The sequence below is a fragment of the Actinosynnema sp. ALI-1.44 genome (genome assembly GCF_001984155.1).
Lineage (GTDB): Bacteria > Actinomycetota > Actinomycetes > Mycobacteriales > Pseudonocardiaceae > Kibdelosporangium.
The window spans coordinates 211902-226173 of the sequence record NZ_MTQO01000053.1 but is presented as its reverse complement, the minus strand read 5'-3'; the positions used below and the strand labels follow the sequence as shown (position 1 = coordinate 226173).

Below are 14272 nucleotides of genomic sequence, written 5' to 3'. Positions count from 1 at the left end.
GACGCCCCGGTCGTCTCCGGTGTGGAGTGACGGCCGCCACATAATCTCCACATGCGACGAACGGCGGCAACCTAAACGACGGGTGCGCGCGTCAGTACCACCGCGAATCCGAAGGCCAGCCCCATGATCGCCAGTTCGGCCGCGGCCCAGCCGACCAGCGCTGTCCGTTGGTGACGCAGGATCGCCGGCAGCAGGCGCCAACGAACGTTGGCCCCCAGGAAAGCCAGTGCCGAGACACACGCGACTTTGAGCACCACCAGCACGCCGTAACCGGTTGTGACCAGGTCGCGCCACAGCGAGCCACCGGGTGTCAGGATCAGCTCGGCGAACCCGTTGAACAGTCCGGTCACGACGGACACCGCGATGCAGATCGTGGCGAGCTTGGAGAACCGCGGCAGCGCGTGCGCCAGCAACGTCCGGTTGGCGGCGAGCAACACCACCACCGCGCCGAGTCCACCGGTCCACGCGACCGCGGCGAGCACGTGCAGTTCCATCGAGACCATCGTGAGGTCGCGCCACGACCAGTCCGTGGCGTGCCCGGTCACCGGCAACGGCAGGAGCGTGAACAGCGCGGCGGCGGCCCGCAGTTCGGCGGGGATGGACTCACCTTTGCGGACAGTCCACGCCGCGAGGCCCGCGCAGAGCATGGCGAAGAGGAACACGGCGACGAGCGCCTTGCCCGCGCCGACCGTCCGGACGTACTCCCAGACGGCTTCCACCGTGACCGATTGGGACAGTCGCAGCTCGGCCGTCTGCAGCACGAGCGCGACGACCGCCGCGACGGCCCACGTCAGTGCACTTGCGACAGTCACCCGGCGCGTGCCCGCCAGCACGGCCTCGGCGAGCTTCGGCCGGTCGAAGCCGATCAGCAAGGGCAGCAAGGAAAGCCCGACGGTGACCACCGCGGCCATGTCGAGCACGACACGGGCGAGCGGGATGCCGAACCGGACCACCGCGTCCGGCTCGACCAGCCCGGCAGGCGCGCTGGTCACGGTGATCGCGAGTCCGATGAGGACACCGACGATCGATGCCGTGACCAGTGCGCCGACCAGAGCCAGCCGAGGGGTCGCGGTGGCCCGGGTCGAGCTCATCGCGCTTCTTCGTCCTTGCCGCCCATCCGCAGTGCGAACACGACGCCGAGGCCGAGCACGACCACCGCGCCGACGATCCACACCCACGTGGGGATCCCGCCGCTGTCCTCGCCGGAGTCCGACTGGGCGGCGCCCGCGCCGTTCTTGAACTTGGCCAGTTCCTCGGCGGGCAGTGGCGTGCCCTCGCCCGCCTTGCTCAGCGTGAACGACAGCTGACCCTGGACGGGGTGCCCGTCGGCGGACAGGATCCGCCAGGCGATCTTGTACTCACCGCTCGGACCCAGCGGCCGCACCGGCGCGGTCACCGTCGAGCTGTCCACCTGCGGCGGCGCGGCTTCCCAGTGGTTGTTCTGCGGGTCGAGCACCGAGATCGTGTTGATCCCGTCGCCCGGCTGGACCGGCTGGTCGAACGTGAGCTTGATGCTGTCCGGCCCCACTTCGACGGACGCCTTGTCCTTGGGGTTGGACTCCACCAACGAGTTGTGCGCGAGAGCGGGGGTGGCCAGCCCGACGAACGCCACGCCGGCCAGCACTGCCGCGGCAGCGAATCGCCTCATGCCTGATCGCCCCCGCGAGCGGTCACCTTCTTCGCCCGGAGGGTGGCCCCGATGCCGAGACCCAGGCCGAGCGCGCCGACGACCAGGCCGATGCCGCCGAGCCACCGGGCGGTGTTGTCCGTCCCGGCCGCGGCGGCTTCGTTGTGCGAGTCCGTGGCGGGCTTCACGTCCGCGGTCGTGCCCGCGCCGCCGTGCGCGTCCTCACCCGCACCCGCGGCGGCCAGCTTGACGACCGGGGCCGGGTGCTCCGGCTCGGAGCCGTTGGCGGGCGGGGCGTCCCACTTGACCTCGCCCTTGGCGCCGTCGTAGGTCTGGATCGCCGGGATGACCAGCTGGTCGGCGTCGGGCAGCGGCCCGGCGGAGACGTCGAACTCCTGGAACTCGCCCGGGTTGATCCTGGTGCCCGGCTGCGCGGTCCAGGTGATCGTGCCGATGGCTTCCTTGATCTCGACGCCCTTGTTGTTCTTGACCGGCTTGTCCAGCGTCACCTTGGTGACCTCGGCGGTCCAGCCGGGCAGCGGCTTCGGCCGGGCGGCGGTCACCGGGGTGTCCTTGGGGAACTGCAGGGTCAGTTTGACCGTGCCCTGGGTGTTGTCCTCGTTGGGCACCCGGAAGGTGATCTTCGAGTAGCCGCCCTTCTTGGCCGGCTCGGTGACGTTGGCGGTCACGTGCGCGCTGGCGATGCCGCCACCCGCGAGAACGACGGCGCCCGCGGCGATCGCGACCGCGAAACCGCGCGCCAAGTATCGGTTCGTAGACATGCTGAGACTGCTCCTGAGATGTGCAGGGGTCGGGGGTTGGGAGGTACTGCTGGTTTCAGGAGCGGGCAGGTGGGCCGCGACGGGAGTGCACCCGGCGCAGCAGCACGGCGCGGATGTGGTCGATCCGGTCCGGGGATTCCGGCAACGCATACGTCGCGCTGGCGACCGCCGGGAAGCGAGGCGGTTCGGCCAGGTCGAGCAGCAGCCGCATCGCGGTGCTGACCACGCGCATCGCCGCGTCGGCCTGGGTGAGCAGCAACGCGGTCAACGCCGTCGCGACGGTGTGTGCCGCCGTCATCACCACCGGGTCGACCGGGGCCGGAGCCATGTGGTGGTCGGCGTGTGACGGCACCGCGTAGTTGAGCACGAGGTGCATCGCTGCCTGGGCCATTCCCAGGGCTGTGAGCACCGACAGGAGCCCGTCGACCCGGCTGGCGACAGATGTCCCCGCCCAGGCGACGATCATGGTGAGCAGCACGGCAAGGGCCGCGTCCGGCGTGGCGCCGCCGGCCATCCCGTGCGCCGCGATCGCGAGCGCTCCCGAACTGACGGCCAGCGTCCAGCCACGCACTACGCTGCGTGTCGATGCCGGACGTCGTCTCACACGGTGGAGCGTAGCCAACCGACGCCCGGTGGCGTGTCGGCCGGAATACTGAAACCGGACGCGTCAGATACCCAGCTTGTGGAGCAGCCGCTGCTCCAACTGGTCCAGTTCCGCCGCGACCGCCCTGTGCACGGTCTTGCGCTTGGGGGTCGGCATGCGCTCGGCCGCCCGCACCGCCGAGGTCAGCTTGGCCAGCGTGTCCGACGTCTCGGCGACGAAGTCGGCGTCCTTACCGCGGTCCCTCAGCTCCTGCAGCACCTCGGCCAGCCCGGCGATCCGGGCGTGCAGCACACCGCCCTTGCCGGAGAATTTGGCCAGGTCGGACACGGGGACACCGAGTTTGTGCGCCTTGCGGTTGTCCTTGAGCTCACGAAAGGTCGCCGCGGCCTTGGCGGCGAACGGAAGCAATACGGGCGCGACGGCGGGGCCGATCACCTTGGCGACGGCGACGACGTTTTTCGCGCTGCGCGGATTGATGCGTGGCTTTCGCTTCGTCGCGCTCATGCGTAACAACCTACTGGCCAGTGGCAACAGCAGCATCTCGGCTGTCCGCAGCCTGGCCTAAGGTGCTCACTGTGAAGGATTCGGTGCTGCTCGACGCTGGTGTTGTCAACCGTTGCCGGCGACGGGTGCACCTGGAGCACGATCCGGCCATGCGGGACGTGCCGAGAGCCGCCCCGGATCCCACCGGTCAGCAGCGCAAGGCCGACGCGACGGCGCACCGCCGTGCGGTCGCAGACCGGGTCGCGCGCCTGGTCGGGCCGGACTGGATGGAGATCCCGGCAGGCCCCGACCTGCGCGGAACCGATCGTGAGCAGGCGACGGTGGCGATGCTGGCCGCCGGTGCCCGGTTCATCTGGGCGGCCCAGCTGCCCCGCGACCCGAGCGGCGGACGGCGTGGTTCGATCGACCTGCTGGTGCGCAGCGACGACGGGTACGTGCCTGTCCTGGTCGTCCGGCACAAGGTGACCGACCCCGGCCAGGGCGCCCGGACGTCACCGCTCGGCGAGCCGTTGCCGACCGGCAGCCGGGTCGACCCGTTGCGCAAGATCCGGCCGCAGCCGCGTGACCAGATGCGGCTCGCGCACGCGTGGCGGATGCTGCAGGCGTCCGGGTACGCGGCGCCGGGGCGCGCGGTGGGCGGGGTGATCGGCCTGGACGCGGACGTCGTGGCGTGGCACGACCTGGAGGCGCCGACCTGGCCCGGCGGGCGGACCGCCTTGTCCGAGTACGACAACAGGTTCTCCGACCGGCTCGCGGTGGCGGCCGCCGCCGCCAACGGCAGCCAGCCGCTGGCCAGGCCGTCGCGGATCCTGGAGTGCCGCAGCTGCCCGTGGTGGCCGGTGTGCGAGGTGACGCTGCTGGAGAAGCGCGACGTCAGCCTGGTGGCCAGGGGCGAGGACGCGGTGACGTTGCGGGCCGCGAACGTGCTGACCGTCGACGACCTGGCGAAGGTGCCGATGGGCACGGACCTGCAGCTGGTCGGGCTGCCGTCGGACGACGCGATCGCGCTGGCCAAGGCGTGGCTGAAGGACCTCACCATGGTCCGCCGGGTGCCCGAGGTGGTCGTGCCCCGCGCGGACGTCGAGGTCGACGTGGACATGGAGAGCTTCGGCGACGCGGGCGCGTACATGTGGGGAGTCCTGCTCAGCGGCGCGGACGTCGGCGAGCGGCAGGGATATCGTGCGTTCGTCACGTGGGATCCGTTGCCGACCAGGGACGAGGGCCGCTCGTTCGCCGAGTTCTGGGAGTGGCTGATGGGAGTCCGCCTGCGGGCCCGCGCCCGTGGCCTGACCTTCCGCGCCTACTGCTACAACGAACTCGCCGAGAACCGGTGGCTGCTCGCGTCCGCCCGGCGGTTCAAGGGCATGCCGGGTATCCCGACCGAGGCGCAGGTCCAGGACTTCATCGACTCGGACGGCTGGTTCGACCTGTTCCGCAGCGTCCAGGACCAGTTCCTGTGCGCGCAGGGCAAGGGGCTGAAGATCATCGCCCCGGCGGCGGGCTTCTCCTGGCGCGACCCGGAGGCCAGCGGCGAGAACTCCATGCGCTGGTACCGCGACGCGGTCGGCATGGACGGCGCGGAACCGCAGCCGGACCAGCGAATCCGTCTGATCGAGTACAACGAGGACGACGTCACGGCGACGATGACCCTGCGGCACTGGATGTCCTCGCCGGAGGTCTACGACATGCCGTTCGTCGGGGACCTGTAGCGGTCGTTCAACTGCACGCGGCGTCGGACAACCAGTCCGCCAGGTAGGTCGCGAACGATCCCCGCACCAGCAACCGGTAGACCGGCTCGTCCGAGGTCTGCCACAGGATCACCTGCGTCCGGGCGATCGTGGTCTGCGCACACCGGCCCGCGTGGAACGCACGCGGGTGCAGGTCCAGCGTGCAGCCGTGTTCCAGCAGGTCACGGCTGCGCACTTCGATCGTCGTCCGGTTGGCCGAGACGTCGACGGCCTCGGGGAGCATGCCCGGCAGTTCGCGGTCGCCGTCCGGGCCGACGACCAGCCACTCGTCCGGGCCGAGCCAGAGGATGTGCCGGCGACCGGCTTCCACCACGGAGTTCGGCACGACCGGCAACGGTCCGCCGAGCCGGGCGCTGATCCGTGCCGCCGCGTCGCCGGTTGGCGGGACTCGGACGTTCACCATGGTCAGGAACGGGATCTCGGTGACACCCGGGTAACTGGCCAAGGGGCTTCGACGCAGGTCCTCAACCGTCACGGCGTGCGCCTTCCTTGTCGTAGAACACCGGCTCGGTCACGATCGCCTCGATCACCCGGTCGCCGAGCGGCGCCCGCAGCGTCTCACCGATCCTGTTGCGGCCGTTGCGGATCAACGCCAGCGCGAACGTCCGTTCCAGTGCCGCGCTGCGGTAGCTCGAGGTCACGTGCCCTTCCATCGGGACGGGCGGTGTCGTCGGCGCGTCCAGCGCGACCATCTGCGCGCCTTCCGGCAGCAGCTGCCCCGGGTCCACCGGCAGCAGACCGACCAGGTGCTTGCGGTCGGGGCGCGCGGTGTCCGGACGCCTGAGCGAGCGCTTGCCCACGAAGTCCTTCCGCTGGGACACGATCCACGACATCCCCAGGTCGTGCGGGGTCACTGTGCCGTCGGTGTCCTGGCCGACGATCGGGAAGCCCTTCTCCGCGCGCAACACGTGCATGGTTTCCGTGCCGTAGGGCGTAATGCCGTACGGCCTGCCTTCCTCGTGGATCGCCTCCCACGCGGCCAGGCCGTACCAGCCGGACACGTTCACCTCGTAGGCGAGTTCACCGGAGAACGAGATCCGCGCGATCCGGGCGGGAATGCCGTTGTGCAGGGTGGTTTCCCGGAACGTCATGAACGGGAACGCCTCGTTGGAGACATCGAGGTCCGGCGCCACCAGGCCGATCACCGCCCGCGACCGCGGGCCGACGACCGCGATCGTCGACCACTGCTCGGTCACTGACGTGAACGTCACGGCCAACTCCGGCCACTCGGTCTGCGACCACTCCTCGAACCAGTCGAGCACGTTCGCCGCGCCGCCGGTCGTGGTCGTGACGTAGTAGCGGTCGTCGGCCAGGCGCATGGTCACGCCGTCGTCGAAGACCATGCCGTCGGCCTTGCACATCATCCCGTAGCGCGCCGAGCCGACCGCGAGTTTCTTGAACGCGTTGGTGTACATGCGGTTGAGGAACTCGCCCGCGTCCGGCCCGACCACTTCGATCTTGCCGAGCGTGCTCGCGTCCTGCATGCCGACGCCGGTCCGGGCCGCGCGGCATTCCCGCAGCACAGCCGTTTCCATGTCCTCGCCGGGCTTCGGGTAGAACCACGGCCGCTTCCACTGGCCGACGTTCTCGAACTCCGCGCCGTTCGTGACGTGCCACGAGTGGATCGGCGTGGTGCGGATCGGGTCGTGCAGCTTGCCGCGGTCACGACCGGCCATCAACGCGAACGACACCGGCACGGACGGCGCCCGGAAAGTCGTGGTGCCCAACTCGCCGGGAGTCGTCCCCAGCGCTTCGGCGATCACACCGAGAGCCGGGATGTTCGACGTGCGGCCCTGGTCAGCGCCTGTGCCGATGGTCGTGTACCGCTTGACGTGCTCCGGCGAACGCATCCCGGCACCGACCGCGCGCCGGACATCCGCGACTGTCGCGTCGCGCTGCAGGTCCACGAACTGGTTGGCCGGATCGCCCGGCACGAGCCACACCGGGTTGTCGGGCGTGATCTCCCGTTCCTGCACGGCGGGGAGTGGCGGCATGGCGACGGGGTATCCCACGGCCGCCGCGGCTTCGACGGCCGCTTCGGCCGCCTCGATCAGCGCCGCCCTGGTGTCGAAGGTCCCGTTCGCCGCGCCGACCACGCGGTTGGCCTGCGCCGATGCGTCTGGAACAAACGCTTGGCCGTTCCACCGCACCGAGCCACGGGACTGGCTGAACAGGTGCACCGCGGGCTGCCACCCGCCGGACACCGCGAGCAGATCACACTCGATCCTGCGGTCCTGAGTGGACCCCGTGGTGACCGCTGCCGCGGTGATCCGGTGGCGGCCCTCGGTGTTCGTGACCAGGCCACTGATCACCTCGACACCCTTCGGCGCCAGGTCCGGCGGGATCGGGCGTGAGTCGACGACCGTCACCCGCGCACCGGCTTGAACAAGCGCGGCCACGGTGGCGTACGCGCTGTCGTTCGTGGTGCAGACAACCGCGTTGCGACCAGGAAGGACGGCATACTGGGTGATGTACTTGCGAACCGCTCCGGCCAGCATGATCCCGGGCCGGTCGTTGTTCTCGAACACGATCGGCTGCTCGTGCGCGCCCGTCGCCAGGATCACCCGGCGCGCCCGGATGTGCCACAGCGTCTGCTTGTGGGCCACGAGCACGTAGTTGCTGTCGTAGTAACCGAACGCCGTCGCGCCGGTCAACACCCTGAGCTGGGTAGCCGCCAGCTCATCACCAATTCCCCCAAGGGGACCCCTTGATTCAACGTTACCGGAGGGGTCTGACAATTCCGGGAGTCCGGCACCGACGAGGATCACGCGGGCGCCGCCTGCGGCTGCGGTCCGCGCGGCCATGCGCCCGGACGGGCCCGCGCCGATGACCAGGATGTCGGTGTGCGTGAACCGCTTGTCGTAGCGGTGCTGTTCGGGTTCCGGGGTGAGACGGCCAACGCCCGACAGCGTCCGTGCCACGAGACCCGCGCGCAGTCTGACTGTCGTCGCCTGGAGCGACGGTTCGGCGCCGACCTGCACGAGCGCGTTCGGTTCCTCGACTCCGGCGGAGAAGATGCCGCGCGGCCGTTGCCGGTACAGCGACGGCGCGACCTGCACGATGCCGTTGGCCAGCATGGCCGACGCCAACGTGTCGCCATCAAAGCCCGTGTACTCGACGCCGTCCAGCGTGAACGTGAGCGGTCGCGTGCGGTCGATCTCGCCACCCTGTGCCAGCCTCATGACAGGAACTCGCTGGTCACGGTGTTGCGGACGGTGTTGAACCAGCGGCGGCACCCGGCGCTGTGCACCCAGCGCTCGGCGAAGTCGCCTTTGGGGTTGTCGCGGAAGAACACGTACTGCGCCCATTCCTCGTCGGTCAACGACTCCGGATCGGCGGGGTACGAGACGAACGCCTGGCCGCCGTAGTGGAACTCGGTCTCCTCGCGTTCGCCGCACCACGGACAACTGATCAGCAGCACGCAGTCCTCCTAGTGGGCCACGGCTGCGGCGCCGTGTTCGTCGATCAGCGCTCCGGTGGTGAAGCGCTCCAGCGTGAACGGTTCGTTGAGCTCGTGGGGTTCGCCGTGCGCGAGCGTGTGCGCGAACACCCAGCCGACACCGGGCGTCGCCTTGAACCCGCCCGTTCCCCAGCCGCAGTTGACGAACAGGTTCTCCACCGGTGTACGCCCGATGATCGGCGACGCGTCCGGCGTGACGTCCACGATCCCGCCCCATGTCCGGATCAGGTGCGCGTGCGCGAAGACCGGGAACAGCTCCAGCGCTGCGGCCATCTGCTGCTCGATCACGTGCACAGAACCGCGCTGGCCGTACGAGTTGTACGAGTCGATGCCCGCGCCCATCACCAGTTCGCCCTTGTGCGCTTGGCTGACGTAGACGTGCACGTGGTTGGACATCACCACAGTCGGGTGCACGGGTTCGAGCAGTTCCGACACAAGAGCCTGCAGCGGGTGGCTTTGCAGCGGCAGCCGGATGCCCAGTGTGGACGCGAGCACGCTGGTGTGCCCGGCGGCCGCGAGCCCGATCCGCCCCGCGTGGATCGGGCCGCGATTCGTTTCGACGCCGGTCACCCGGTTGCCGTCGGTGATGAAGCCGGTGACCTCGCAGCCCTGGATCAGGTCGACGCCGTACCGGTCGGCCTTGCGTGCGAACGCCCAGGCCACGTAGTCGTGCTTGGCGATCCCGGCGCGCGGCTGCCAGGTCCCGCCGAGCACGGGGTACCGCACGTCCGGCGAGGTGTTCACGATCGGGCAGACCTTGGCGACCTCGTCCGGGGTGAGCCACTCGCCGTCGATCCCGTTGAGCCGGTTGGCGTTCACCCGCCGCATGCCCTCACGGACGTCCTGCAACGTGTGCGCCAGGTTCAGCACACCGCGCTGGCTGAACAGGAAGTCGTACTCCAGGTCCTCCCGCAGGCCCTCCCAGAGCTTCAACGAGTGCTCGTAGATGCCCGCGCTCTCGTCCCACAGGTAGTTCGACCGGATGATCGTGGTGTTGCGGGCCATGTTCCCGCCGGCCAACCAGCCTTTCTCCAGCACGGCGACGTTGGTGATGCCGTGGTTGCGGGCCAGGTAGTAGGCGGTGGCCAGGCCGTGACCGCCCGCGCCGACGATGACGACGTCATAGGACTTCTTCGGCTCGGGCGTGCGCCAGAGCCAGTCGGGGTGCTCCATCGCCTCATCCCCTCAACCGGGTCATCTTCGGGTCGAACAGGGGTTCCTCGGCGACGGTCGCCTCGATCCGGCGGTCGAAGTATCCGATGTGGACGGTCTGGCCCGGTGTGCTCAGCGCGGACGGCAGCCAGGCGTACGCGATGCCTTTGCCGATCGTGTGGCCGAATGCCGCGCTGGTCACGTAACCCACGCACGTCTCACCGTCGAACACCGGCTCCTTGCCCATCACCGTGTCGTCCAACGTCAGACAGGTGAGCTTGCGCTTCGGCTCGCCCGGGTTCAGCGCGCTCTTGCCGACGAACTCCTCCTTCGCGAGCTTCACGGCGAACCCGAGGCCGGCTTCGAACGGGTCGTGCTCGTAGGTCATGTCCGTGCCGAAGGACCGGTAGCCCTTCTCCAGCCGCAGGCTGTTGAACGCCGCCCGGCCGCCCGCGATCAGGCCGTACTGCTCACCCGCCGCCCACAGCGTGTCCCACAGCTTCAGGCCCATGTCGGCGTCCGTGTACAGCTCCCAGCCCAGCTCGCCCACATAGGACAGCCGCAGCGCGGTGACCGGGACGTTGCCGATGTAGCCCTGCTTGCCGCGGAAGTACTTCAACGCGGTCAGGTCGATGTCGGTCAACGGCTGTACGAGGTCACGCGCCCGCGGCCCCCACACGCCGAGGCAGCATGTGCTCGACGTGATGTCGCGGACGTGCACGTCGTCGGGCAGATGTCGGGTGAACCAGTCCAGGTCCAGGTTGCCGTTCGCGCCCACCTGGAACTGGTCCTCGGCCAGCCTGGCCACGGTCACGTCGCTGCGGATGCCGCCGTTGGCGTCCAGCAGCAGGCAGTACGTCACCGAACCGACGGACTTGTGCACGTCACCGGTGGTCATGCGCTGCAGGAAGTCCGTCGCGCCACTGCCTTCGACCATCAGCCGCTTCAACGCCGTCATGTCGTAGAGCGCCACGCGTTCACGGGTGATCTGCGCCTCCGCAGCCGCCACCGGCGACCAGTACTGCGCTGCCCAGTCGTTGGGCTGGTGCACCTCCCGGTCCTGGAGTTGGTCCAGGTTCACCTCGTACCACTGCGGCCGTTCCCAGCCGTTGGCTTCGAGGAAGTACGCCCCGAGTTCCTTCTGGCGCTGGTGGAACGGGCTCGTCCGCAGGGGCCGGGGCGCCTGCATCGGCTGTAGTGGGTGCTTGATGTCGTAGACCTCGACGAAGTTCTGGCAGCCGCGTGCCGTGACGTAGTCCGGGGCCAGGTGGTGCTTCTCGAACCGGTTCACGTCGCACGCGTGCAGGTCATACGAGCTGCAGTAGCCGTCGACGAGCCATTCGGCCATCGCGTTGGCCACTCCGGCGGAGTGCGTGACCCAGACCGCCTCGGCGACCCAGAACCCGCTGACAGTGGGGGATTCGCCCAGCAGCGGCATGTCGTCGACGGTGAACGAGAACAGTCCGTTGATGCCTTCCTCGATCTTGGCGTCCTTGGTCGCAGGCAGCAGCCAGCGGGTCTCGTGCCACGCCTCTTCGAAGTCCTGCTCGGTGAACGACAGCACGGACGGCATGACCTCGGCTGTGTCCACACCGGCGATGTCGTGCACGTCGACCGGCATCGGCTTGTGACCGTAGAAACCGACGCCGATCGTGTCGTAGCGGTCGCGGTAGTACAGGTCCGCGTCCTGGTGGCGCAGGATCGGGCGGACGGCTTCGGTGCGCTGCCCGGCGATGGCCGGGACCTGGCCGGTCCACGCCAGCTGGTGCGCGAGCGGGACCAGCGGCAACGTCATCCCGACCAGGCGCGCGACCTTCGGGCCCCAGATCCCGGCGCAGCAGACCACGATGTCCGCGGCCAGTTCGCCCTTGTCGGTGACCACGCCCGTGACCCGGTCGCCCTCGGTGCGGATGTCGAGTACTTCGTGCCGCTCCAGCAGCGTCGCCCCGCGTGACTCGGCCCGCTTGAGCTGCACCTCGACGGCTTTCACCGCTTGGGCGAGGCCGTCGGTCGGCACGTGCAGACCCGCGCGGACGGAGTCCTCGCGCAACAACGGGTACAGCTCACGAGTGGCGTCCGCGTCGAGGATCGTGCCTTCGACGCCCCACGCGGTGAGCCAGCCGAGCCTGCGGTGCAGCTCCTGCTCGCGTTCGGGCGTGCAGGCCACTTCGAGGCCACCGACCTGGCGGAAGCAGTCGAGCCCGGCCAGTTTCTCGACCGTGTAGCGGGCCAGCTCGGTCATGGTCTTGGACCCGTTGGCCTGGAACACCAGGCCGGGAGCGTGCGACGAGGAGCCGCCGGGGACGGGCAGCGGCCCCTGGTCGACGACCGTGATGTCGGTCCAGCCCTTGGTGGTCAGCTCGTCGGCGAGGGCGGCGCCGACCACGCCCGCACCGATGATCACGACCTTCGGTCCGGCCACGCCAGCCTCCTTGGGATGCACTATTCGCAACACCGCGCAGCTTGCGCAACAAGCGTCGCGCGGAGGTGCTTTCGTGTCAAGCGTCGGGAAGCCAGTTGCCGTGGAAGCCCGCGGGAACGCGGCGCGGCAGCCTGATCGACGCCGCGAACTCCAGCGTCTGCGCGTCCAGCACGAGCAGTTCCGAGCCGCTGTTGTCCCGCTCGGTCACGATCGACATCAGCCAGCCGTCGTCCTCGGCCGTCGCGCCCTGCTTGTGGACGAACTCGGCTTCGCCGGGAGCTTTGCCCAAGTCCTTGATCTCGTTGCCGCCGTTGGCGGTGTTGTACTTGACGATCGCGCTGTCGGTGACGGTGTACAGGAACTGGCTCGGACGGCCGAGCCTGTCCTCGTTGAACGACGGGAACTCCACCTCGCGTTCGTCGATCTGCTGCTCGACGACCTTCCCGGTCGCCGGGTCGAGAATCCAGCGGTACAGCGAGGTTCCGACCGCGAAGTCGGTGGGATCGGTGGTGCCGCTGATCTCGCTCCACGTGGCGGTGAACTTCTCGCGGGTGTAGCGGACGGCATCCAGCACGATCCGGCCCTGGTCCTCGTAGGCGTTGCCGACGTGGAAGACGTAGCACGGGTCCACGTCGAACCACCGCACGTCCCCGTCCTTCGGCATCACGCCGATCCGGGCGCCGTAGCTGTCGCTCCAGTCGTACGGCAGGCCCTTGCCGATCCGCTCCGCTTCGAACGTGACCGGCAGATCCAGCCAGATCACGTGGTTCTCGGTGATGGCGAAGTCGTGCATCATCGTCGGGCCGGGGACGGTGATCTCCTTGCTTTCCACCAGGTCGCCGCCCGCATCGAGCCGGTGGTAGGTGAGGAACGGCGGGAACGGGCTGTACCCGAAGAAGTGCAAGTCGCCCGTGAGCGGGTCCTGCTTGGGATGCGCGGTCATCGCGGTGGTCAGCCTGCCGCCGAAGTCGCAGGGACCGACCGTGTCCAACTCGGCCGTCATCTCGTACGGGAAACCCGCCTCCACCAAGGCGAAGATCTTGTCCGCGTGCCGGATCACGTGGGTGTTCGCGCTGACGGCGGTCCGGTCGATGCCGGTCTCGGTGAGGAACTCGGCGCCGTCGAACCGGCGAGTGCGGACCCAGCGGTTGCGGTACCACTCCGCGCGGCCGTCCGCGATCCGGATGCCGTGGATCATCCCGTCCCCGGCGAACCAGTGCCCGGGGTCCTGGCCCGGCAACGGGTTAGGCCCGTTGCGGAAGTATCGGCCGACCAGTTCGGGCGGCAGTTCGCCGGTCACGGGCAGGTCGAAGGCCTCGATCTCGTCGTCGACCGGGGCGAGCAGACCATCGAGGTACGCGGGCATCGCCGTCTCCTTCCAGTAGTGACATGTCAAAGCTAGAAGGTCAGAATTCGACATGTCAATGCTGGAATGTCAAGATGACGGTATGAGCCTCCGCCACGCAGTGCTCGGCATGCTGACCTCCGGCCCGGCCAGCGGCTACGACCTGCTCAAACGCTTCGAAGGCTCGATCGCCAACGTCTGGTCGGCCACCCAGAGCCAGATCTACGGCGAACTCGCCAGGATGGCCGACGAGGCACTGGTCGAAGTGGTGGCGGAAGGCCCGCGCGGCCGCAAGGAATACGCGATCACCGACCAGGGCCGCGAGGAACTCCAGCACTGGATGACGGAAGTGGACCCGGAGCCACCCCGCCGCAGCGCGATGCTGCTGCGCGTCTTCTTCCTCAACCTGCTCCCACCGGACCAGGGCGTCGCGTACCTGCGCAGGCAGGCCGACCTCGCCGCGCACCAGCACGCCGCACTGACCAAGATCGCCGACGAGGTGCGGGACGAGGTCGGCGATGAGGCCTTCTACGGCCGCATCGCGCTCGAATGGGGCCTGCGCGCGAGCACCCTGATCCAGGAGTGGGCCGACTGGGCCGAAACCGAGATCAGGAAGGCCACCTGACCG

The 14272-nt window shown here is 69.1% G+C and carries 13 protein-coding genes; 2 read left to right on the top strand and 11 right to left on the bottom strand.

Annotation, left to right across the window (positions count from 1 at the left end; translation table 11 throughout):
* Positions 1–71 precede the first annotated feature (71 nt).
* The 5 genes from ALI144C_RS42970 to ALI144C_RS42950 form a co-directional block, all read right to left on the bottom strand.
* Complete coding sequence (locus ALI144C_RS42970) at positions 72–1091, bottom strand: copper resistance D family protein (protein ID WP_076993041.1); 1020 nt, start codon at positions 1089–1091, stop codon at positions 72–74.
* A complete protein-coding gene (locus ALI144C_RS42965) occupies positions 1088–1648 on the bottom strand; it encodes a copper resistance CopC family protein (RefSeq protein WP_076993040.1) in 561 nt (186 codons plus the stop codon). The genes ALI144C_RS42970 and ALI144C_RS42965 overlap by 4 nt, the downstream gene beginning before the upstream one ends.
* Complete coding sequence (locus ALI144C_RS42960; RefSeq protein ID WP_076993039.1) at positions 1645–2409, bottom strand: YcnI family copper-binding membrane protein; 765 nt, start codon at positions 2407–2409, stop codon at positions 1645–1647. Before ALI144C_RS42960 ends, ALI144C_RS42965 begins: the two co-directional genes overlap by 4 nt.
* A gap of 55 nt (positions 2410–2464) precedes the next feature.
* The gene (locus tag ALI144C_RS42955; RefSeq protein WP_143231208.1) at positions 2465–3013 is read right to left on the bottom strand and encodes a hypothetical protein; all 549 of its coding nucleotides are present in this window, start codon (positions 3011–3013) and stop codon (positions 2465–2467) included.
* A gap of 63 nt (positions 3014–3076) precedes the next feature.
* Positions 3077–3517, bottom strand: a complete 441-nt coding sequence (locus ALI144C_RS42950; protein ID WP_076993037.1) for a DUF6474 family protein — start codon at positions 3515–3517, stop codon at positions 3077–3079.
* A gap of 71 nt (positions 3518–3588) precedes the next feature.
* Between ALI144C_RS42950 and ALI144C_RS42945 the strand changes: the two genes are divergently transcribed.
* Positions 3589–5226, top strand: coding sequence for a TM0106 family RecB-like putative nuclease (locus ALI144C_RS42945; protein WP_076993036.1), 1638 nt, complete (start codon positions 3589–3591; stop codon positions 5224–5226).
* A 7-nt stretch (positions 5227–5233) separates the two neighbouring features.
* Here the strand turns inward: ALI144C_RS42945 and ALI144C_RS42940 are convergent, their stop codons facing one another.
* From ALI144C_RS42940 to ALI144C_RS42915, 6 genes are all read right to left on the bottom strand, one after another.
* On the bottom strand, positions 5234–5740 hold the full coding sequence (locus ALI144C_RS42940; RefSeq protein ID WP_237774593.1) for a sarcosine oxidase subunit gamma: 507 nt from the start codon (positions 5738–5740) through the stop codon (positions 5234–5236).
* Positions 5730–8447, bottom strand: coding sequence for a 2Fe-2S iron-sulfur cluster-binding protein (locus tag ALI144C_RS42935; protein ID WP_076993034.1), 2718 nt, complete (start codon positions 8445–8447; stop codon positions 5730–5732). The genes ALI144C_RS42940 and ALI144C_RS42935 overlap by 11 nt, the downstream gene beginning before the upstream one ends.
* Positions 8444–8686 (bottom strand): sarcosine oxidase subunit delta, encoded by a 243-nt coding sequence (locus ALI144C_RS42930; RefSeq protein ID WP_076993033.1) that lies wholly within the window; start codon positions 8684–8686, stop codon positions 8444–8446. The genes ALI144C_RS42935 and ALI144C_RS42930 overlap by 4 nt, the downstream gene beginning before the upstream one ends.
* A 9-nt stretch (positions 8687–8695) precedes the next feature.
* Positions 8696–9898 carry a sarcosine oxidase subunit beta family protein gene (locus ALI144C_RS42925; RefSeq protein ID WP_076993032.1) on the bottom strand — a complete coding sequence of 401 codons (1203 nt, stop codon included), beginning with the start codon at positions 9896–9898 and terminating at the stop codon, positions 8696–8698.
* 4 nt (positions 9899–9902) lie between these two features.
* A complete protein-coding gene (locus ALI144C_RS42920) occupies positions 9903–12299 on the bottom strand; it encodes a GcvT family protein (RefSeq protein WP_076993031.1) in 2397 nt (798 codons plus the stop codon).
* A 76-nt stretch (positions 12300–12375) separates the two neighbouring features.
* Positions 12376–13665 carry a carotenoid oxygenase family protein gene (locus ALI144C_RS42915; protein WP_076993030.1) on the bottom strand — a complete coding sequence of 430 codons (1290 nt, stop codon included), beginning with the start codon at positions 13663–13665 and terminating at the stop codon, positions 12376–12378.
* An 82-nt stretch (positions 13666–13747) separates the two neighbouring features.
* Between ALI144C_RS42915 and ALI144C_RS42910 the strand changes: the two genes are divergently transcribed.
* Positions 13748–14269 carry a PadR family transcriptional regulator gene (locus tag ALI144C_RS42910; protein ID WP_076993029.1) on the top strand — a complete coding sequence of 174 codons (522 nt, stop codon included), beginning with the start codon at positions 13748–13750 and terminating at the stop codon, positions 14267–14269.
* Positions 14270–14272 lie beyond the last annotated feature (3 nt).

Bases quoted from the DNA above. Each gene is read 5' to 3' on its own strand.
- ALI144C_RS42965 (WP_076993040.1), bottom strand. From the start codon at position 1,648: ATGAGGCGATTCGCTGCCGCGGCAGTGCTGGCCGGCGTGGCGTTCGTC.
- ALI144C_RS42960 (WP_076993039.1), bottom strand. From the start codon at position 2,409: ATGTCTACGAACCGATACTTGGCGCGCGGTTTCGCGGTCGCGATCGCC.
- ALI144C_RS42910 (WP_076993029.1), top strand. From the start codon at position 13,748: ATGAGCCTCCGCCACGCAGTGCTCGGCATGCTGACCTCCGGCCCGGCC.
- ALI144C_RS42970 (WP_076993041.1), bottom strand. From the start codon at position 1,091: ATGAGCTCGACCCGGGCCACCGCGACCCCTCGGCTGGCTCTGGTCGGC.
- ALI144C_RS42950 (WP_076993037.1), bottom strand. From the start codon at position 3,517: ATGAGCGCGACGAAGCGAAAGCCACGCATCAATCCGCGCAGCGCGAAA.
- ALI144C_RS42925 (WP_076993032.1), bottom strand. From the start codon at position 9,898: ATGGAGCACCCCGACTGGCTCTGGCGCACGCCCGAGCCGAAGAAGTCC.
- ALI144C_RS42935 (WP_076993034.1), bottom strand. From the start codon at position 8,447: ATGAGGCTGGCACAGGGTGGCGAGATCGACCGCACGCGACCGCTCACG.
- ALI144C_RS42915 (WP_076993030.1), bottom strand. From the start codon at position 13,665: ATGCCCGCGTACCTCGATGGTCTGCTCGCCCCGGTCGACGACGAGATC.